We start from the raw sequence: 21,240 nt of genomic DNA, 5'->3' as shown, positions 1-21,240 counted from the left end.
CCCGAAACCGTTATAAATCAACGCTTTCCGGTGCTTCGATCAACCTCTCGGTGACCCCGAGAAGGACGCGCATTATATGGCGCCAATCTCGTTTGGCAAGCTCTTTTTTAGAGCTTTTTCAGCGCTGAAATCCGGCAAATAAATGACCTGATTTTCAGTGCTGGGGGGCTGCCTGAAGCCCCGTCGAAGCCTCAACAAAAACACCGGTTAAACCGTGGCGACCCCATTGAAGTGGCGCGCATTATAGCGACCCTTTCGACCTTGGCAAGCGCTTTTTGAAATTCATTTTGCGAGAAAAACTCGTTGAAAATCAAAAGGTTAACTTACCTTCTCACCGCCGTTTGCGTTACCGCCTTGGCAGCGAGGGCGCGAACTATACGGCTGCACACATTGGCACGCAAGCACTTTTGTGAAAAAAGTTTTCACGCACCAAAACCCATAGGTCAGTCACAAAATCTCAGGAATTAGAGCTGACAGAAAGCGCGACCTACCAGCGTAGCCCGCCACTGTTGTGCACTTTCGTGCAAGGTATCTTTTGAGCTTAGTGTGAGGTGGGGGTAATGCCAAATGGCGAAGGGGGATTTTGCGGCCATTCCGCGGTGGCCAGACAGCGGCCAGAGCGGCGCGAAAGAGGCGGCGACCACAGGTTGGTCGCGCCTCATTTGCGAGAAAACCGACTAAGGCTTGGACTCTGGGTCATGTTCTCCGTCAGCCTTGGGCTTGCTATCCCCCTCAGCCGCATCACCTTCATCATCCAGCATTTGCGTGGCCGCGGCATGCGCGCTGCGACGCTCGGCAACAAATTTCCAACCCCACATAGCGGGACCAGAGAAGGTATAGATAATCGCGATCACCAACAGCACACGCGGTGGATCAATGGTGACCAGGCTGAAGACCAGAATGATTGCCAGCATCATCACAAAGGGTACACGCCCCTTGAAATCGAGCTTTTTAAAGCTGGTATAGTGAAAGTTCGAAACCATCAACAAGCCAGCGGCCGCAGTGACCAGCGCAGCGACAATGGCCAAGCCGGTGCCCACATCCGTCTCGTGCCCCGCCCACACCATACTGGCAACGATGGCGGCCGCCGTAGGACTGGCGAGGCCAATAAACACACCTTTATCAACGGTATCGACCTGGGTATTGAAGCGGGCAAGCCGCAACGCAGCACAAGCCGCATACAGAAATGCAGCAGCCCACCCGAGCTTACCCAGTGGTGCAAGCCCCCAGCTGAAGACTACCAGCGCCGGTGCAAGGCCGAAGGAAACCATGTCCGACAGGGAGTCGTACTGCACTCCAAACGCACTCTGAGTGTCGGTGAGACGTGCAACCCGCCCATCGAGACCGTCGAGGATCATCGCCGCAAAAATGGCGATCGCGGCCGCCTCGAACTTGCCGCCCATACCGGCAACGATGGCATAGAAGCCACTAAACAGTGCACCGGTGGTGATCAGGTTCGGCAGCAGGTACACGCCTTTCGCGCGGACCTTTTTGCCATTCTCCCCAACCTCTTCTTCCACATGCTCATCCACAGGCAAGCGGATTTCTTCATCGGATCCCGGGCCCTGCGGCCGGGCGTCCTTGTTATCGCTCATACAGGCTTCCTTAAAAGCACGACTGACTAATTACCCTCGCAGTGTACAGTGGCGCAGCGGCAAAAAAAAAGCGGTGAGGCCATCAAGCCCCACCGCTTTGTGATCGAACGCTGCTAATTCAACAGAATTAGCTGTTGCCTTCGGTCTTGTCGATGATCTTGTTTGCCTTGATCCAAGGCATCATCGCACGCAGCTTGGCACCAACCTCTTCGATCTGGTGCTCGCCACCGATACGACGCTCCGCTTTCAGGCGGGGCTGGCCAGCGAGAGATTCCAGCATGAAGTCTTTGGCGAATTTACCCGTCTGGATGTCGCTCAGTACACGTTTCATCTCAGCCTTGGTCTCTTCGGTTACGATGCGCGGACCGGTTACGTAGTCGCCGTACTCTGCGGTGTTGGAGATAGAGTAGCGCATATCCGCGATTCCGCCCTGATACATCAGGTCAACAATCAGCTTCAGTTCGTGCAGACACTCGAAGTACGCCATTTCTGGCGCGTAACCCGCTTCGGTCAGGGTTTCGAAACCGGCCTGTACCAGCGCGGAAACACCACCACACAGTACCGCCTGCTCGCCGAACAGGTCGGTTTCGGTTTCTTCGCGGAAGTTAGTCTCGATGATGCCAGAACGACCGCCGCCGTTTGCAGACGCGTAAGACAGCGCCAGCTCTTTCGCGCCACCGGAAGCGTTCTGGTAAACCGCGATCAGCGTCGGCACACCGCCACCTTCCAGGTAAGTAGAACGCACGGTGTGGCCCGGGCCTTTCGGTGCGATCATGATTACGTCAACATCCTTCGGCGGCTCGATCAGCTCGAAGTGCACGTTGAAGCCGTGTGCAAAAGCCAGTGCAGCACCAGCCTTCAGGTTCGGCGCTACCTGCTCGCGGTATACCGCAGCCTGGTACTCGTCCGGAGTCAGAATCATTACCACGTCGGCATCTTTCACTGCGTCAGCGACTTCCGCTACACGCAGGCCGGCTTTTTCTGCTTTGGCCCAGGAAGCGGAGCCTTTGCGCAGACCAACAACAACATTGCTAACACCGGAGTCTTTCAGGTTGTTGGCATGGGCGTGACCCTGGGAGCCGTAGCCGATGATGGCTACAGTCTTGGACTTGATCAAAGAGAGGTCACAATCTTTATCGTAATAAACGTGCATAACTTACTTCCTGCTTAATGTGCTTTGAAGTTCACTCTGGACTCAAAGCCCAGAAATTCCTGTTTGGTTGTTTGACACTTAAATACTGAGAATTTTCTCACCGCGGGCAATACCGCTCACCCCGGAACGTACCGTTTCCATAATGGTGTGCTCGCCCAGGGCCTGTAAGAAAGCGTCGAGCTTTTCACTGGTGCCTGACACCTGCACCGTGTACATGTTGCTGGTGACGTCGACAATCTGACCGCGGAAAATATCCACACTGCGCTTAACTTCATCACGCTGTGCACCGGTCGCGCGCACCTTCACCAGCAGTAGTTCGCGCTCAATGTGCGAACCCTCGGTAAGGTCCACCAGCTTCACGACATCGATCAGCTTGTTCAGATTCTTGGTGATCTGTTCGATCTTATGATCGTCCCCGATCGTCGTCAGCGTCAGACGCGACAGCGTCGCATCTTCGGTTGGCGCTACCGTAAGACTTTCAATGTTGTAGCCACGTTGAGAAAACAGGCCAACTACCCGCGACAATGCCCCGGGCTCGTTCTCCATCAGAACTGAAATGATTCTGCGCATCCTGTTTATCTCCCTTTACGTCCGTTCCGTCTTACTCAGCCACATATCCCGCATGGAGCCACTCGGCATCACCTGCATGGGGTATACGTGTTCCGTCGGATCGACATAAACATCGATAAACACGGTGCGATCTTTGATCGCGAAGGCTTCGGCCAGCTTGCCGTGCAGCTCGTCGCGATGCTCGATCTTCATTCCAAGGTGCCCGTAGGCTTCCGCCAGTGCGATAAAGTCCGGCAGGGACTCTTCATACACACTGTTGGAAAGGCGCCCCTCGTACTGCATTTCCTGCCACTGCTTCACCATGCCCAGGGCCTGGTTATTCAGACAAAGAATTTTTACCGGCAAGTTGTACTGGGTGGCCGTGGACAGTTCCTGAATGCACATCTGGATACTGCCTTCACCGGTCACGCAGACAACTTCTGAATCCGGGTGAGCCATTTTCACCCCCAGTGCCGCCGGCAGGCCAAAGCCCATGGTGCCGAGGCCACCCGAGTTGATCCAGCGGCGCGGCTTATCAAACAAATAGTACTGCGCGGCGAACATCTGGTGTTGACCTACATCAGATGTCACGAATGCATCACCACCGGTAATCTTATGCACCGCACTGATTACCTCTTGCGGCATGATCATGTCGCCATCGGTGCGGTAGCGCGGCGCCGTGTACAGGCCGTGACGCTCGCGCCAGTCATCGATCTGACGCCACCAGTCAACAATTGCAGACTGATCGGGCATCTCTTTCGAGGACTTCAGCATTTCCAGCATTTCACCCAGCACCGACTGCACTGTGCCAACGATCGGCACATCTGCGGTAATGGTTTTGGAAATAGACGCGGGGTCCACATCGATGTGGATTACCTTCGCTCCGGGACAGAACTTGTTCGGGGTGTTGGTCACCCGGTCATCAAAGCGTGCACCCACTGCCAAAATCACATCTGCATGGTGCATGGCGGTATTCGCCTCAAAGGTACCGTGCATACCCAGCATGCCCAGGAAACGTTTATCGGTACCGGGGTATGCACCAAGGCCCATCAGGGTATTAGTTACCGGAAAATTCAGGCGCTGCGCCAATTCGGTCAACAGCTCAGAGCCATCGCCCTGAATCACGCCGCCACCGGCGTAAATTACCGGACGCTTGGCAGACAGCAACAGCGCTACGGCCTTGCGAATCTGGCCGGCGTGACCTTTACCCGCCGGGGTATAGGAGCGCATACGCAGCTTTTCCGGATACTGGTACGGATAGCGGTCTACCGGGTTGGTGACATCCTTTGGAATATCGATGACCACGGGACCAGGACGGCCGGTCGCAGCGATATAAAACGCCTTCTTGACCACTTCGGGAATATCTTCGGCTTTTTTCACCAGGAAGCTGTGCTTCACGATCGGGCGGGAGCAGCCCACCATATCGGTTTCCTGGAAAGCATCCTCACCGATCTTTTCGGAAGGCACCTGACCAGAAATTACCACCATAGGAATGGAATCCATATAGGCGGTGGCAATGCCGGTAATGGCATTGGTAGCACCGGGACCAGACGTCACCAGCACCACACCGGTGTTACCGGTAGCACGGGCGTAGCCGTCTGCAGCGTGCGTGGCACCCTGCTCATGACGCACTAGCACATGCTTGATGCTCTTCTGCCGGAAGATTGCATCGTATATATGCAGCGCTGAACCGCCGGGGTAACCGAAAATCAGGTCTACCCCTTCATCCTGCAGCGCGCGAACCAACATATCGCCGCCGGAGAGTAATTCCACGTGAGCCACCTCAAAAAAAGCTAAATTTTAGGATCCGCATCATCCACGAGCGAAAGAAATGCCAGGCGTGCGAAAGCCAGACGGCGATTCTAAAGGAAAAGCGTGATAAATATCAGCCTTAAACGCAGAAATAGCCCGTTTTTTAGGATAGCTTCACGGCAGCGCTATTTTTGCGCGGAACCCGACCGGTCATCGAACCGGAGTGCGTGTTCCAAGGCCTCCAGATGGGGAGGACCTCCTCGGCAGGAGGTAGTGGGTGCTTAACCCACTGGGGGAGAGTGCGGACCGCGGGGTGTTGCGGGGACATCTACTTCGCCGAGCGAGGCGCAAATTGTCCAGTTTGAACCGCCAGTGTCAACCAGCCCGGGGCCTCGTGGGACAAATTGCGGCAAATAGGGGGCAATCGCCGGCCAATTTGCCCCTGATTGGGCCGCTGCAGGCGGCCTGCCACCCATAAAGTGTTAACTGGGTTGCGAGATACCCGCCCTCGCCCGGTACAATGGCGAGATAACAATACCGATTTGCAACCACGGCAACACTCGACAAGGCGGCTTCTCATGCGCACTCTGCTTGTATCCTTTTTTCTGTCTCTGGGCCTAATGGCGGCCGCCCATGCCGATGGCATCTATAAATGGGTAGACGAAAATGGGGTGGTGCACTTTGGCTCGCAGCCCCCGCAGAAGGAGCAGGTCGAAGTCGTTAAAGCGCCCAAATCCGAGCGCTACCGCCAGTGGCAAAATGAACAGCAGACTCTGCAGGCCAACAGTCAACTGGCAACCGAGGCAAAGCCCGAAGAAACCCCGGCAACCACCCCAGCAGAAACCGCCCAAGCGGATCAGGACCAGCAGATACAGCTCGACCAGGCCGAAATGGCCGCTCGCACCCAGCGCTGCCAGAGCGCACAGCGACGCCTGCAAGAGCTCGAGGCCCGCTCGCGTGTGCGCGAAGTGGATGCCAGTGGCAATTACCGCGTACTTGGGGAAGAGGAGCGCCAGCAGCGCATCCAGCAGACCCGGGAAATTCTGCTCAACAACTGCTAACCCGAAACACCAGCACCTCCATCCCCCGGCCCTACTCACTCAATGCGCGGGGCCCTCGCTCTCCGCCAGCTCACCATCACTCCCCGAATCGTCACTCTGGCGCTCGCGCGCAAAATCCGTCCCCAGCAATAAATACATTGCCGGCACCACAAACAAGGTAAACAGAGTGCCGATGGTCATGCCGGATGCGACCACCAGCCCCATGGCAAAACGCGCCCCACCACCGGGACCCGCGGCGAGTAACAGCGGCACCATCGCCAGCACCAGAGAGGCGGTGGTCATCAGGATCGGGCGCAGCCGGATACTCGACGCTTCCTCAATGGCCTGCCGCTTACTTTTTCCCTGCAGCTGCAGCTGATTGGCAAACTCCACGATCAAGATACCGTGCTTGGAAATTACCCCGATCAGGGTAACCAGCCCCACCTGGGTATAGATATTCAGGGTGGTCAGCCCGAGGCTCACGAAAATCATCGCCCCGCACACACTCATGGGCACCGTCACCAGCATGATTAATGGATCGCGCCAGGATTCAAACTGTGCGGCCAGTACCAAATAAATCACGATCATGGCAAAGAAGAATGTCACTACCAGATCGGAGCCCTCTTTCTTGTACTGGCGCGACTGTCCGGAATAGTCCACGGAATACTCCCGCGGCAACACCTCCTGCGCGGCACTCTCAAGCACCCCCAACGCCTCCCCCAGCGGCACCCCGGGCCGGGGCACGCCGGATATGGTCACGGCATTTAACTGCTGGAAACGTTTCAGCTGTTGCGGCTCGACGGTTTCTTCCAGCCGCACCAGCGTCGACAAGGGAACCAGAGTGCCGTCACCGGCGCGAATGTAATACTGCTTGAGCTGATCGGCGGAGAGGCGCTCGACACGCACCACCTGCGGAATCACTTTGTAACTGCGGTTTTCCAGAGCAAAGCGGTTGGTGTAGGCGCCGGACATCATGGAGCCAAGTTCCCGTGCAATATCCGCCATGGTTACGCCGATGGAGGCCGCCTTGTCGCGATCGATGACCACTTCGATGCGCGGCTTGTCGATCTTCAAATCCGCATCGAGGAAGATGAAGCGGCGGCTGGCGCGCGCGCGCTGCATAATGTCATCGGCAAAACCGGCCAGCGTCGATATCGGCTCGGTGGTACCCACCACAAACTCCACCGGCAAGCGCCCACCGGCCGTCGGCAGGCTCGGCGGTACAAAGGTGGCGATCTTCAAGCCGGCAATCTGTGAAACCTCACCGCGGATAACCTCACGCATTTCCTGAGTATCCTTGTCACGCTTGTTCCACGAAGACAGCACGAAACCGGCAATCGCACTATTGGGGCTATTTCCCGCGCCGCCCACACCATTTAGCAGAAACAAGTTCTCCACTTCCGGATGCCGGTCGCGCACGCCATTAATTTCCTCGGTGAATTGCTCCATATAGTCCAGGGTGGCGAAGGAGTCACCGCTGGCAATACCGAGGATAAAGCCACGATCTTCTTTCGGTTCAAGTTCGCTGGGGGAAGTGATAAACAGGAAGTAGCAGCTGCACAGAACCACACCACCAAACACCAGAATGACCAGCCGCGCGTCCAGTGCGCTGTGCAAGCGGCGGCGGTATCCAGACTCCAGCGCACCGAGGCGTCGTTCAATCCAGGCTTCAAAGCGATTACCACGCTTACCATCTTCCGCGCGCAATACCTTCGCCGCCATCATCGGTGACAACGTCAGGGCCACCACGCCCGACAGCAATACCGCGGCGGCAAGGGTAAACGCGAACTCCACAAACAGGGTCCCGGTAAGGCCGCCGAGAAAGCCGATGGGTAAATATACCGCGATTAGCGTCGTGGTCATGGCCACAATAGGCCAGGCCAGTTCACGCGCGCCCTTTAAAGCCGCATCCATCGGCGTCATACCCTCTTCGATATGCCGATGCACGTTTTCCAGCACGATGATTGCATCGTCCACCACAATACCGATGGCGAGCACCATGGCGAGGAGTGTCAATAGATTGATGGTAAACCCCATCAGTAGCATCAGGAACAACGCGCCGACCATGGACAGCGGCACCGCGATTGCCGGAATGATCACACTGCGAATCGACCCCAGAAACAGGTAGATCACCACGATCACAATCAGCACCGCCTCGGCAATGGTTTTCACCACTTCGTTGATCGAATCCTGGATGTACTCGGTGCTGTCGTAGGGAATCTCCCCCAGCATGCCTTCGGGCAGCTGCGGGAAAACTTCGTTGTACAGTTCGTCGCGCACATCGGCAATCACATCCAATGCATTTGCATCCGGCGCCACTTCAACCGCGACAAAGGTGGCGGAACGCCCGTTGAAGGTCACCGAGGTTTCATAGGATTCCGACCCAAGCTCAACATCGGCAACATCTTCAAGGCGGACCAGCTGATCGCCATCGGCGCGCACCACCAGCTGGCGAAACGCCTGTTCCGTCGCAATATCCGTATCCGCGCGGATATCCATTGCCACGCGGGTGCCCTTGGTGCTGCCAATGGAGGCCAGGATGTTGTTCTGGCGCAAGGCACTGCTGACGTCTCCAGGAGTAACCCCCTGCGCCGCCATTTCCGCCGGCCGCAGCCAGACCCGCATGGCAAAAGTGCGATTGCCCAGCAGCTGCGCCCGCTGCACGCCGGCAATGGTAGAAAGTTTGGGTTGCACCGCGCGCGTGATGTAGTCGGTGATCTGGTTGTTATCGAGGATTTCAGAGGAGAAGGAGAGATACATGGCGGCAATGGTCTCACCCACCGCCAGATCTACCGTGGGGTCTTCCGACTCCAGCGGCAATTCATTGCGCAGCTTGTTGACCTTGGCGACCACCTGGGTGAGGACCTGATTGGGGTCGTAATCCAACCGCACGTAAGCCTGGATTACCGAGATACCCTGAATACTGGTAGAAACGATGTAATCGAGTCCATCAGCGGTGGCAATCTCCTGCTCCAGTGGAGTAGTGATAAACCCCTGCACCAGATCTGCATCCGCGCCGACATACACGGTGCTGATGGTGATGACCGCATTTTCCAACTCGGGGTACTGACGCACATTGAGTTCGGCAGTGGAGCGCAGGCCGAGTAGAAAAATAAACAGGCTGACCACACAGGCCAGAACCGGTTTACGAATAAAGATGTCGGTAAACTGCACTCGGCGTCCCTGCCAGCGGCGTTTGCGGGCTAACTATTACCCGGCTTAGGAGCCAGTTGCTCCGGCGGCGGGTTGTCGTTATTGATGATCACCCCACCCTCGTTGCGCAATTTCAACAGACCACTGGTAGCCACTTGCTCTCCGGCCTGGATGCCCTCGGTGATTTCGATCATGTCGCCGCGCACCTCACCGGTTTTAACAAACCGCTTTATTGCCACTAGGTCCGTTTGTGGTGGCGGGGCCCTTCCGAGTATTGGCTTTTGTGGCGCTTTTGGCTCGGGCTTGCCCTGCTGCTTGCGAATGATAAATACCGAATTCCCGTAGGGTGCATAGCTGATTGCGGTACGCGGCACTACGAGCACAGTGCGAAACTTTTCCACCTTCACCGCCACGTCGGCAAACATGCCGGGGCGCAAACGCCCCTCGGGATTTTCCAGGGTGGCCTGAAGCAAAAAAGTGCGATTGCGCGGGTCGATGGCCGGGTCGATGGCAGTAATACGCCCCTGAAAAGTCTGTGTGGGTACCGCCGGGGCATTGAGCTCAATACCCTGCCCTTCCTTTACGCGGGAAAAATCCTGCTCCGCGAGGGAGAAATCCACAAAGATGGGATGCAGCTGCTGCAGGGATACGACGGCATCACCGGGTGCCACGTTTTGCCCCAGATCAACCCGGCGAATACCCAGGCGCCCAGAAAATGGGGCGGTAATCGTGCGCTCTTCGATGGTGGCCCGTTGCACCAGTAAGCTTGCAAGAACCTGGTCGATATTGGACTGGGCCTCATCCAGTTCGCGCAGGGTAGCGACACCTTTTTTATACAGCTCGGATATCCGCTTGAATTCCCGCTCTGCCAGGCGGCGCTCCGCTTCCAACACTTCGATCTGTGCGGTTTCCGGCTCCGCAATCAATTCAACCAGCACAGCTCCCTCATCGACGGGCTGGCCGGATTCAAAATAGATTGCCTTTACCTTGCCCTGCGCCTGAGTGGTAACGTCGACACCATTGACCGCGCGCAGGCTGCCCACTGCATTCAACTTAGCCTGCCAGCGCTGCTGCTGTACACGGGTGGTGGTCACGGTGGCGGGAGGCAGCGACATGTTGTCCATGGCCTGGTTCATCATATACAGGCCAAAAAACTTGAAACCGAAGATACCGCCGAACACCACAAGGCAGGCCAGCAGCATCCAAAACATGCGCCAGTTAAATAGCTGCCTTGCCAGTGTCATACATCCATTCCATTACCACCGAGTTCTTACCAGCGGTCTAATACCAGCGGTCTATTACTTGGGCCCCTTCCCCGGGCCCACTCCGGCACCGATTAATAGTCACCTGAATATCACTTGTTGAAAACTGCCTTGTCTCCTTCGAGGGTCGCGTGAATGGTGTCACCCGGTGCAAACTTGCCGGATAGCACGTCCTGGGCCAGCGGGTTTTCGATCCACATCTGAATCGCGCGCTTGAGCGGACGCGCGCCATATACAGGGTCGAAACCCACATCGGCCAGCTTAGCCAAGAGCTCGTCGGAGATTTCCAGATTCAGGTCCCGATCCAGCAGGCGCTTGCGCAGATTTTGCAGCTGAATTTCGGCGATCGCGCGCACCTCTTCGCGCCCCAGTGGGTGGAATACCACGACCTCATCGATGCGGTTAATAAATTCCGGCCGGAAATGTTCACCCACTACGGCCATCACCGCAGCCTTCATCTGCCGATACTGGATTTCCGAATCGACTTCATCGTCGTCGCGGCCGCTGGCGTATTTCTGAATCAGGTCCGAGCCAAGGTTGGAGGTCATCACCACAACGGTGTTGCGGAAGTCCACGGTGCGACCCTGGCCATCGGTCAGGCGGCCGTCTTCAAGAACCTGCAGCAGGATGTTAAACACATCCGGATGTGCCTTCTCCACTTCATCCAGCAGTAGCACCGAGTAGGGTTTACGACGTACCGCTTCGGTGAGATAGCCACCTTCTTCGTATCCGACATAGCCGGGAGGCGCACCGATCAGGCGGGCAACGGAGTGCTTCTCCATAAACTCCGACATATCCACCCGCACCATGGCGTCTTCGGTATCGAACAGGAATTGCGCCAGCGCCTTACACAGCTCGGTTTTACCCACGCCGGTCGGGCCGAGGAACAGGAAGGAGCCATTCGGCCGATTGGGATCGGCCAGGCCTGCGCGGGAGCGGCGCACGGCATTGGATACCGCTTCGACGGCTTCGTCCTGACCGATCACCCGGTCGTGCAATACGTCCTCCATCCGGAGAAGCTTTTCACGCTCGCCCTCGAGCATTTTTGACACTGGAATGCCCGTCCAGCGGGATACCACCTCGGCGACTTCCTCGTCGGTTACACGATTGCGCAGCAACTGGTTTTCACTGGTATCGCTGCTATCCGACGCGTGCTTCAACTGCTCTTCCAGCTGCGGGATCACCCCGTACTGGATTTCGGACATGCGGGTCAGATCGCCGGCGCGGCGCGCGGCATCCATATCCAGCTTGGCCTGTTCCAGCTTGTTTTTAACGTCGGCGCTGCCGGCGAGTTTGGCCTTCTCCGCTTTCCAGATTTCTTCCAGGTCGGCGTATTCTTTTTCGATCTGGTCGATATCTTCTTCGAGTTTCTCCAGGCGTTTCTTGGCGGCCTCGTCGTCCTTGTCTTTCTTCACCGCTTCGCGTTCGATCTTCAGCTGAATCAAACGGCGCTCCAGCTTGTCCATCTCTTCCGGCTTGGAATCGATTTCCATACGGATGCGGCTGGCGGCTTCGTCGATCAGGTCGATGGCCTTGTCCGGCAGTTGGCGATCGGTAATGTAGCGCTGAGACAGCTTGGTGGCGGCGATAATTGCGGAGTCGGTAATATCCACACCGTGGTGCACTTCGTAGCGCTCTTTCAGGCCGCGCAAAATGGCAATGGTGTCCTCTTCCGAGGGCTCATCCACGAGGACTTTCTGGAAGCGCCGCTCCAGCGCTGCATCCTTTTCGATGTACTGGCGATATTCGTCCAGTGTCGTGGCGCCAACACAATGCAACTCACCGCGGGCGAGGGCGGGTTTGAGCATATTGCCCGCGTCCATGGCACCTTCCGCCTTACCCGCGCCCACCATGGTGTGCAGTTCATCGATAAACAGGATGATGCGTCCTTCCTGCTTAGACAGTTCGTTGAGTACGGCTTTTAAGCGCTCCTCAAATTCGCCGCGGAACTTCGCCCCGGCGAGCAAGGCACCCAAATCCAGTGACAGCAGGCGCTTGTCTTTCAGTCCCTCGGGCACCTCACCATTGACGATGCGCTGGGCGAGCCCTTCAACAATGGCGGTCTTGCCCACGCCCGGCTCGCCGATCAGAACCGGATTGTTTTTGGTGCGGCGCTGCAATACCTGAATGGTGCGGCGAATTTCATCATCGCGACCGATTACCGGGTCGAGCTTGCCGGCCTCGGCGCGCGCGGTCATGTCTAGGGTGTACTTGTCCAGTGCCTGGCGGGCCTCTTCTGCCTGCGGGTCGTCCACCTTTTCATCGCCGCGCACTTTGCGAATCGCGTCTTGCAGGTGTTTCAGGTCACCATTGGCGTTAAGAATCTTGGAAACTTCACCGGCGGCGGGATCGAACGCCGCCAGTAATACCGTTTCACTGGCAATAAAACTGTCGCCATTTTTCTGGGCTTGTTTATCAGCCAGATTAAACAGGCGCATTAACTCTTGCGACATTCCCACATCGCCGGTCGGGGTACCGACTGTAGGCAAGCTATCTAGCCGCTTGGCGAGGTCGTTGCGCAGGCCGTTGATATTAAATCCGGCCTGATTCAAAAAAGCGGAGACACTGCCACTGGACTGATCCAGCAGCGCCTGTAAAAGGTGTTCGGGATAAATTTGATTGTGGTCACGGCCGACGGCAATCGATTGAGCGTCGGCAATCGCCGCCTGTAGCGGGTTGGTCATCCGGTCGATACGCATGCGTACTCCCCTCTCCTGATCATTGGCGCGCCGAAAAAGAAAAGTGCGACGCACGGAAACACAATGACGAATACAGTCTAGTGCTGATCAGTAATTTGCGGGCTTACTGCGGATTTTCAAGTTGACGGAGTCGAAGACTCGCGTTATTCAAACCAGATAAGAGATGCCATTCGGCCGGTATCACCGTCCCTGCGGTAGGAAAAGAAGGCCGCCTCCTCGGTGACAGTGCAGCGATCTCCACCAAAAATTTGAGTAACACCAAGCTCGGCCAACTCCGCGCGGCCGAGCGCGTAAATATCAGCGAGGAAATGCAACGGTTTTTGTACGTGCGGGACAAAGCATTGGGCAATCGCTTCCGCATGGGCTTCACTCATGGACGACTCGAACGCCGCTTCCAGCACATCCACACCACACTCGAAGGCCTGCGGGCCAATAGCGGGACCCAGCCACACCAGCAAATCCTGCGGACCGCTTTGCATCGCGGACAGGGTTTCTCGAATCACACCGCCGGTGAGTCCTCGCCACCCCGCGTGAATGGCGGCAACCTCGGTACCATCGCGGTTCGTCACCAGCAGCGGCAGGCAATCCGCGGTAAGTACCGCACATACGGTGCCGGCCTCACCGGTAACACTGGCGTCGGCAGTAAGTACCTTGCCATCTGTGCCCGCGACCACCACCTTATCGCTGTGAATCTGTTCCAGCCACTGGGGTGCATTGGGCAGGTTCAGCTCCTGCTGCAGCTGCAGCCGATTCGAGGCTACCGCGTCCGCCAAATCACCTACGTGATCAGCTTGATTGAATGCGGCATAACATCCCTCACTGTGACCGCCCTCGCGCAAGGTAACGAAAGCACGCACATTTGCCGGCGCCGGCCAGTCGGGTTTGAGGTAGTGATCCGCAGACATGGGTGATCCTGTGTAGCAATAAGTCGTTTTTCGTAAAGCCGCTTAACGAGCCGAGTTCAAAGCGCCGAACAATCAAACGGAGTCGTGGCCAGAATCCGCGCGATCGGCACGCAACAGCGCGAGCAGCTGCAGCATATCCTCCGGCATGGGCGCCTGCCAGAGCATCGGCTCACCGGATTCCGGGTGAATCAGTGCCAACTCCGCGGCATGCAGTGCCTGGCGGGGGAACTGCTGCAAAGCTTCCACCAGTTCTCTACTTGCGCCCTGTGGTAACTTCCCGCGCCCGCCATACAGTGGATCGCCCACCAGCGGGTGGCGGATATGCGCCATGTGCACCCGGATCTGGTGGGTGCGGCCGGTTTCCAGCTGGCAGCGCACCAGCATATGGCTGCGGAAGCGCTCCTGCAGGCGATAGTGAGTAATCGCCTCCTTGGCGCCGCCCATTCCTGCGTTGGGCAATACGGCCATTTTCAGCCGGTGCGTGCGATGGCGGCCCATCGGCGCATCCACGGTGCCACCGCCACTTAAGGACCCCTGCACGATGGCGTCGTACAAGCGGCTGACGCTGCGCTCCTTGAGCTGGTCCACCAGATCCGCCTGCGCCTGCAGGGTCTTGGCCACCACCATCAGGCCGCTGGTGTCCTTATCCAGGCGGTGCACAATACCGGCGCGAGGAATGTTCTGCTGCCCCGCATTATGCGCCAGCAGGCCATTCAGCAAGGTATTGTCCGGATTGCCGGCTGCCGGGTGGACGACCAGGCCCGCAGGTTTGTTGATTACCAGGATGGCGTCATCCTCGTAAACGATGTCCAGGTCCATTTCTTGCGGTAGCCACTCCCCTTGTGGCTCCAATTCCGCGTGCAGTACCAGCCGTTCGCCACCGAAAAGCTTGTCCTTCGGCTTGCCGGAGCGCCCGTCAATAGTGAGTTGGCCGCCTTTTATCCAGGTTTGCAGGCGTGCGCGGGAATAATCAGGGATCAAATCCGCCGCAGCCTGGTCAAACCTCTGCCCGGCACATTCTGCGGGCACTTCAATTTCAAGATGTATTTGATTGCTCATCCGAGAGGGTCTAATACTTTGGGCTGGCGAGGCGCTGTGGTTAAATAGCTGCCCTTCGGCCCCCAGTGAATTTTTGGGCGGCTAGTTTAATAAGGTTGAGACGAATAATGATAGAGCGAGGGGCCATGTGGTCTTGGAATAATCAGGCCTGGAAAACCCTATTTATGGCTATTCTTGCCGTATTGGTGGCTTCGTGCGCCAGTACGGACGAAGAAGAAGAAGGCCTGCCCAGCGGAAACCGTACCGAGCAGGCTTTCTATGAAGCGGCCCAGCGGCAGCTCCGCTCCAGCCAGTGGGAAATGGCCATCAAGAATCTGCGGGCGCTGGAAGATAACTTCCCGTTCGGTAACTACGCTGAGCAGGCCCAGCTGGAGCTGATCTACGCCTACTACCGCGACTACCAGAACGATGCAGCTATTTCTGCGGCGGACCGCTTTATCCGCCTGCACCCCCAGCATCGCAATGTGGATTACGCCTACTACATGAAAGGTCTGGCCTCGTTTACCGAAGGCAGTGGCCTATTCGAGCGTTTCCTGCCGACGGATATGACCCGCCGCGACCCGGGCTCGGCACGGGAATCTTTCGCGTATTTCGCGCAGCTGATGGCGCGCTACCCGGAAAGCCGCTATGCCCCGGATGCCCAGAAACGCATGATCCACCTGCGTAACCTGCTGGCCCGCTACGAGATCCACGTGGCCAACTACTACTTCAAACGCGGCGCCTATCTGGCTTCGGCAAATCGTGGCCGCTTTGTGGTGGAGAACTTCCAGCAGACGCCGTCGGTACCCGATGCGCTGGCGGTGATGGTTCAGGCCTACCACCTGTTGGAGATGCCCCAGCTGGAGTCCACCTCTCTGGCGGTACTGCGGGATAACTACCCGGATCACCCGGCATTCCGCAGTGATGGCAGCTTTAACTACAAATACTACGCCGGCGCCAGCGGGCGCAGCTTCCTGCACCGCATCACTCTGGGGCTGTTCGAGAAGTCCGACCCCAGAGGGTTCGATAGCCGCGAACTCTACAATGCCGAGTTCCAGCGCGAGCAGGCGCCCCTGCCCCCGGAACTCCAGTAATCCGCAAATACAAAAAAGCCCCCGCTACGCAAGTACCGGGGGCTTTCTATTGGGCAACTGCCAGCGGCGTGCTGGTTACTCGCCGGCCTGCCAGCCATTGGTGATCGGGTAGCGCCGGTCGCGGCCGAAGCCACGCTCGGAGATACGCACCCCTACCGCCGCCTGGCGGCGTTTGTATTCGTTGCGGTCCACCAGACGCACCACGCGCATAACGACGTCCCGATCAAACCCCTTGCCGATAATCGTCTCTGCGCTGTAGTCGTGATCCACATACAGGCGCAAAATTTCATCCAGAATTTCGTAGGGCGGCAGGCTATCGGAATCCACCTGATCTGGCGCCAGTTCTGCACTCGGCTCGCGGGTGATCACGGTTTCCGGGATTACCTCGGACACCGAATTGCGGTAGCGGGACAGGGCATATACCAGGATTTTTGGCACGTCCTTCAAGGCGTTGTAGCCGCCCACCATGTCCCCATAGAGCGTGGCATAGCCCACAGCCATCTCGCTCTTGTTGCCGGTGGTCAGCACCATGTAACCCTTTTTGTTGGAGATGGCCATCAACAGCATACCGCGGGCGCGAGCCTGCAGGTTTTCCTCGGTGGTATCCCGCTCGCTGCCCTCAAACTCTTTGGCCAACGCCGCCATGGCCGCATCGAAGATCCCCTCAATGCCAATCACTCGATAGTGAATACCCAGGCGCTGCGCCTGGTCCGCCGCGTCATTTTTCGACAGGTCGGAGGTGTAGCGGAACGGCATCATCACCGCTTCCACGCGATCCGGGCCGAGGGCGTCCACCGCGATCGCCAGGGTCAACGCCGAATCGATACCGCCAGACAGCCCCAGGACCACGCCCCTGAAGCCATTTTTGTTCACGTAATCACGCACCCCCAATACCAGCGCCTGGTACACCGAGGCGAGATCCTCCATTGGCTCCGTGTCATTGCCCTGGACGATGCGCACTTCGTCGCCGTCAGCCTCTATCGTGACCGGCAGCAGGCTCTCGATAAACTCGGGAGCCCGCCCCCGCAGGCTGCCGTCTTTATCCACGGCGAAAGAGCCACCATCAAATACCAGTTCGTCCTGGCCGCCGACGGAATTGACGTAGACGATTGGCATGTCGCCGGCCTGCGCCTGTCGCGCCAGCAGTGCCAGGCGCTCAGCGGCCTTGCCGCGGTGGAAGGGGGAGGCATTGATGTTCAGCATCAGCTTGGCTCCGGCGTGCTTGGCCTGAGCCACGGGCTCCGGGTGCCAGATGTCTTCACAGATGGTAATGGCGGTGGGAATGCCGTTGATGTCCACCACGCAAGGCTGATCGCCGTGGGCAAAGTAGCGCAGCTCGTCAAAGACCTGGTAATTGGGGAGCTTCTGCTTAGCGTACTCCGCAACCAACTTGCCATCCTGAATCAGCCCCGCCATGTTGAGCACGGTGCCGCCCACCACACGGGGGTACCCCACCAGTACCGCGCAGGGAAGCGCCGCTTCCTGCAATTGGTTCAGGGCATCGTCGATACGTTTTTGCATACTGGGGCGCAGCAGCAGGTCTTCGGGCGGGTAACCACACAGGGTTAGCTCCGGAAACAGAACCAGATCGGCACCGTGTTCGCGGCGCGCCCGGCGGGCGATCTCGACCACTTGGTCGGTATTGCCCGGGATATCCCCCACCATTAGATTGATTTGCGCCAGCACTAGCTGCAAAGTAGACATCTTGTAACCCCATTGCGTTGAGGCCGCTATTGTAGCCACGCAGCGAAAGCGCACAATATCTGCTGGGGCAAGAACCTACTCACACCAAGAGAATAAAAAGTGAGCGACCAATCCCCAGCGGCCATCCAGCTCGCGAGTGCTTCGGGTTTTTCCATGCCATCCGCTACGGCTACAGAAACCACCGCAGACAATAAGAGCAATGGGAGCCCAACCCCCAGGCAATTACGCCTGCGCCAGCGGGACCTGCTGAAGATCTACGCCTGGTACCGGGTAGCCATGAGCCTCGTCCTGCTCGGGCTTTTCATCTCCGGCATTAGCCGCGGTTCCGTCGGCACCCTGTTCCCGGCACTCTATCTGAACACCGCCATCAGCTATTCGATCCTGAATATCGCCTGGCTTATCTTCCTCTACCCCAGTCGATTCCGCACATCGCCCCGGCGTATCGGCAGTATTCTCGGCTGCGATATCCTCACCTTTTTATTATTGATCCAGGCAAGCGGTGGACTCGATTCCGGCATTGGCTACCTGCTGTTGACAACCTGTGCGGTAGGCTCATTGCTACTAGACCGGCGCATGAGCGCCTTCCTGGCGGCAATCGCCAGTATGGCGATCATTGGCCAGCAGGTACTAAACGCCGTTAATGAGCGAGCCGATACTCAGGATATCGTGTCGGCAGGCAGTCTGGGTATTCTGCTGTTTACCTGTGTGACCGCACTGCAATACCTTTCCACCCATATTCAGCTCGCTAACGAAAAAGCGGAGCAACAGCGTAGGCAGGCCGCACGGCTGCAGCGCCTGACCCAGCAAATTGTGGCGCAAATGCGCACCGGTGTGATGGTGCTGAATGCGTCGGGAGAACCCGAGCTGATCAACCGTGCCGCGCGCCAGCTACTGGGCCCGAAACAATTGCAGGACAACGGCCTCGAGGGCGACCTACTTATGCATTTGGCCGAACTGCGTCATCAACCCGGTATAACCAGTGGTATCGTTCAGGGAGACCCTGGCAGCGAAATCCGGGCCAGTGTCACCGCGTTAAGTGGCGACACTTCCGACAGCTCACTGGTGTTTCTGGAGGACAACCGCAAACTGACCCAGCAGGCGCAACAACTCAAACTGGCTTCCCTCGGCCGGCTCACTGGCTCAATTGCCCACGAAGTACGCAATCCCCTCAGCGCTATCAATCACGCTGCCGAGCTACTCTCGGAGTCCGAGTCTATCAGCGGTGAAGATCGCCAACTGACGGAGATTATCGGACGTCACAGCCAACGGGTGAATCAGATCATCGAAAATGTTATGCAGCTGTCGCGCCGCCAGGCGCCACAAACAGCCATGCACGACCTTCGCCAATGGGCCAACACATTTTTGGAAGAGTACCAGCGAGAAACCAATCACCAGCACCAAGTAACGCTCACTAGCCCTGACACACTGGTAAACGCACGGTTTGACCCCAATCAAATGGCGCAGGTTGCGACCAATTTATGTAACAACGCTGTGCGACACTCCCACCAAGCGCTTGGACGCTCCGTTGCAGAAATCGTTATCCGGTTTAACCCGAGCCGTGAGTGCGCGCAACTGGATTTTATCGACTTGGGGGACGGCGTAACAGAAGAGCACAAAGACAAAATTTTTGAGCCTTTTTTCACAACTGCAGCAACCGGTGCCGGCCTGGGACTGTATATTGCGCGGGAATTATGCGAATCTAATCGGGCAAACCTGTACTACTGCAGAGACCACAAAAATCGCAGCTGCTTCCGAATAGATTTCGCCAGCACCGAGCAGATTTTCTAACGACGTTTCTGATTGTCGATCAATAATAACGCTGAACAAGATGACCGACCGTCAACCCATTGCCCTGGTTGTCGATGACGAACCAGATATTTGTGACCTGATCTCCATGACGCTGCAGCGTATGCATGTGCGTGCAGATATTGCAATGTCAGTTGCAGAGGCGCGTCGACGACTGCAGGAAAAACAGTACGATTTCTGCCTGACAGATATGCGCCTGCCCGATGGTGACGGGCTGGAGCTGGTAGAGGCAATCCAAAACCTTCCCGCAGATCGCACCCTCCCCGTTGCGGTGATCACCGCCCACGGCAATATGGATACCGCTATTGCCGCACTCAAGCTTGGCGCCTTCGATTTTGTCAGCAAGCCCGTTAACCTTGCGCGTTTGCGCACACTGGTACAAATGGCCCTACGCCTGGGTGAGGATCGATTCCTGCAAAAGCAGGAATTTCCAGCGCTCCTGCAAGGGCAATCACAGGCCATACAGGCGCTGCGCAATAGGATCGAAAAAGTTGCGCGAAGCAATGCACCCGTCCACCTTTTCGGAGAAGCCGGCGCCGGTAAGGAGCTTACGGCGCGCTGTATTCACCAGCTTGGCCCCAGAGCCAATAAAGCCTTTATAACGGTCCACTGCTCAAGTATTCCGGCAGAACAGTTTGAGCGCGTATTGTTTGGCAGTAAGGATGGTAACGATGACAGTGAAGGGCTTTTGGCTGCAGCCAATGGCGGCACTGTATTCTTCGACGAAATCGCTGAGCTCCCTAAAGAGATACAGGGTAAGCTGATCCAGGTCATTGAGGAGAAGCGCCTGCCTGCGTGCGCACATGAAAGCCCAGTGGCACTCGACGTGCGCATCATCAGCAGTACCCGAAAACTACTTTCCAATCACACCCGCAGCGGTGACTTTCGCAGTGACCTGTACTTCCGACTAAATGTGATTGAGCTTGTGGTACCACCGCTGCGAGACAGGGCCGAAGACATTCCTCTATTGACACGCTTTCTGCTGCGCCGGCTAAACGCAAACCAAGTTAGCGGCACACCGCGGGCCAGCCAGGAAGCACTGCATTTCCTACTTTCCTACCCCTTCCCTGGCAACTTGCGCGAACTGGAAAATATTCTTGAGCGGGCGCTAACCCTGTGCGAGTCCAGCACCATTCGCCCACAAGATCTGGATCTGGGTGGAGGAACCCAGGTACTCGCGACGCCCTCCCCCGCGAACTCATCGAACAGAGAGCGCGACAAGCGAGGAAGCAGCGCGCACGCCATCAATGAGCAAGCCGCCCACCCCGGTCAATTTAGCGCAGCCGACTACGATACACTGGACGATTTTCTGGGAACCATTGAGCGCGATGCCATTGAGTTGGCGCTCAGCCAGACTCGCTGGAATAAAACCGCTGCTGCCGCAAAACTTGGAATCAGCTTTCGCTCACTGCGATACCGGCTGAAAAAGTTAGGTCTAGAAAACGAATAACCCGGCAAAAGCCGGGTTATTTTTTATCGCTTTTAGTCTC

Annotated in this window: 14 protein-coding genes; 4 read left to right on the top strand and 10 right to left on the bottom strand. The window is 57.2% G+C overall.

What is annotated here, in order from left to right:
- Nucleotides 1-677 precede the first annotated feature (677 nt).
- The 4 genes from pssA to LCM31_RS16100 all read right to left on the bottom strand — a co-directional run bounded on the left by pssA (nt 678) and on the right by LCM31_RS16100 (nt 5,070).
- Nucleotides 678-1,595 carry a CDP-diacylglycerol--serine O-phosphatidyltransferase gene (pssA, locus tag LCM31_RS16115; RefSeq protein WP_224871752.1) on the bottom strand — a complete coding sequence of 306 codons (918 nt, stop codon included), beginning with the start codon at nt 1,593-1,595 and terminating at the stop codon, nt 678-680.
- Between the two features lie 127 nt (nt 1,596-1,722).
- Complete coding sequence (gene ilvC / locus LCM31_RS16110; RefSeq protein ID WP_077406444.1) at nt 1,723-2,748, bottom strand: ketol-acid reductoisomerase; 1,026 nt, start codon at nt 2,746-2,748, stop codon at nt 1,723-1,725.
- 78 nt (nt 2,749-2,826) lie between these two features.
- Nucleotides 2,827-3,318, bottom strand: a complete 492-nt coding sequence (gene ilvN / locus LCM31_RS16105) for an acetolactate synthase small subunit (protein ID WP_222232639.1) — start codon at nt 3,316-3,318, stop codon at nt 2,827-2,829.
- A 15-nt stretch (nt 3,319-3,333) separates the two neighbouring features.
- Nucleotides 3,334-5,070 carry an acetolactate synthase 3 large subunit gene (locus LCM31_RS16100; RefSeq protein ID WP_222232637.1) on the bottom strand — a complete coding sequence of 579 codons (1,737 nt, stop codon included), beginning with the start codon at nt 5,068-5,070 and terminating at the stop codon, nt 3,334-3,336.
- A gap of 557 nt (nt 5,071-5,627) precedes the next feature.
- On the opposite strand from LCM31_RS16100, the gene LCM31_RS16095 reads away from it, so the two are divergent.
- Nucleotides 5,628-6,110: a DUF4124 domain-containing protein gene (locus LCM31_RS16095; RefSeq protein WP_224871750.1), complete on the top strand. Its 483-nt coding sequence runs from the start codon at nt 5,628-5,630 to the stop codon at nt 6,108-6,110.
- Nucleotides 6,111-6,149: 39 nt separating this feature from the next.
- Here the strand turns inward: LCM31_RS16095 and LCM31_RS16090 are convergent, their stop codons facing one another.
- The 5 genes from LCM31_RS16090 to rluD form a co-directional block, all read right to left on the bottom strand.
- Nucleotides 6,150-9,263 carry an efflux RND transporter permease subunit gene (locus LCM31_RS16090; protein ID WP_224871748.1) on the bottom strand — a complete coding sequence of 1,038 codons (3,114 nt, stop codon included), beginning with the start codon at nt 9,261-9,263 and terminating at the stop codon, nt 6,150-6,152.
- A 29-nt stretch (nt 9,264-9,292) separates the two neighbouring features.
- Complete coding sequence (locus LCM31_RS16085; RefSeq protein WP_224871746.1) at nt 9,293-10,486, bottom strand: efflux RND transporter periplasmic adaptor subunit; 1,194 nt, start codon at nt 10,484-10,486, stop codon at nt 9,293-9,295.
- A 110-nt stretch (nt 10,487-10,596) separates the two neighbouring features.
- Nucleotides 10,597-13,203 carry an ATP-dependent chaperone ClpB gene (gene clpB / locus LCM31_RS16080; protein ID WP_224871744.1) on the bottom strand — a complete coding sequence of 869 codons (2,607 nt, stop codon included), beginning with the start codon at nt 13,201-13,203 and terminating at the stop codon, nt 10,597-10,599.
- A gap of 143 nt (nt 13,204-13,346) precedes the next feature.
- Complete coding sequence (gene pgeF, locus LCM31_RS16075; RefSeq protein ID WP_224871742.1) at nt 13,347-14,108, bottom strand: peptidoglycan editing factor PgeF; 762 nt, start codon at nt 14,106-14,108, stop codon at nt 13,347-13,349.
- A gap of 72 nt (nt 14,109-14,180) precedes the next feature.
- Nucleotides 14,181-15,167: a 23S rRNA pseudouridine(1911/1915/1917) synthase RluD gene (gene rluD / locus LCM31_RS16070; RefSeq protein WP_224871740.1), complete on the bottom strand. Its 987-nt coding sequence runs from the start codon at nt 15,165-15,167 to the stop codon at nt 14,181-14,183.
- Nucleotides 15,168-15,331: 164 nt separating this feature from the next.
- Between rluD and LCM31_RS16065 the strand changes: the two genes are divergently transcribed.
- Nucleotides 15,332-16,240: an outer membrane protein assembly factor BamD gene (locus tag LCM31_RS16065; protein ID WP_263601151.1), complete on the top strand. Its 909-nt coding sequence runs from the start codon at nt 15,332-15,334 to the stop codon at nt 16,238-16,240.
- A 75-nt stretch (nt 16,241-16,315) separates the two neighbouring features.
- Here LCM31_RS16065 and LCM31_RS16060 read toward each other — a convergent pair whose 3' ends face one another.
- Nucleotides 16,316-17,944, bottom strand: coding sequence for an NAD+ synthase (locus LCM31_RS16060; protein ID WP_224871736.1), 1,629 nt, complete (start codon nt 17,942-17,944; stop codon nt 16,316-16,318).
- 99 nt (nt 17,945-18,043) lie between these two features.
- Here LCM31_RS16060 and LCM31_RS16055 point away from each other — a divergent pair, with 99 nt between their 5' ends.
- Nucleotides 18,044-19,732, top strand: a complete 1,689-nt coding sequence (locus LCM31_RS16055) for a sensor histidine kinase (protein ID WP_224871734.1) — start codon at nt 18,044-18,046, stop codon at nt 19,730-19,732.
- A 40-nt stretch (nt 19,733-19,772) separates the two neighbouring features.
- Complete coding sequence (locus LCM31_RS16050; RefSeq protein ID WP_224871732.1) at nt 19,773-21,200, top strand: sigma-54-dependent transcriptional regulator; 1,428 nt, start codon at nt 19,773-19,775, stop codon at nt 21,198-21,200.
- Nucleotides 21,201-21,240 lie beyond the last annotated feature (40 nt).

Source organism: Microbulbifer agarilyticus (assembly GCF_020171345.1).
Classification (GTDB): Bacteria; Pseudomonadota; Gammaproteobacteria; order Pseudomonadales; family Cellvibrionaceae; genus Microbulbifer; species Microbulbifer agarilyticus_D.
Note: the sequence above shows the minus strand (reverse complement) of the source record. Positions and strands in the feature narration are given on the sequence as shown.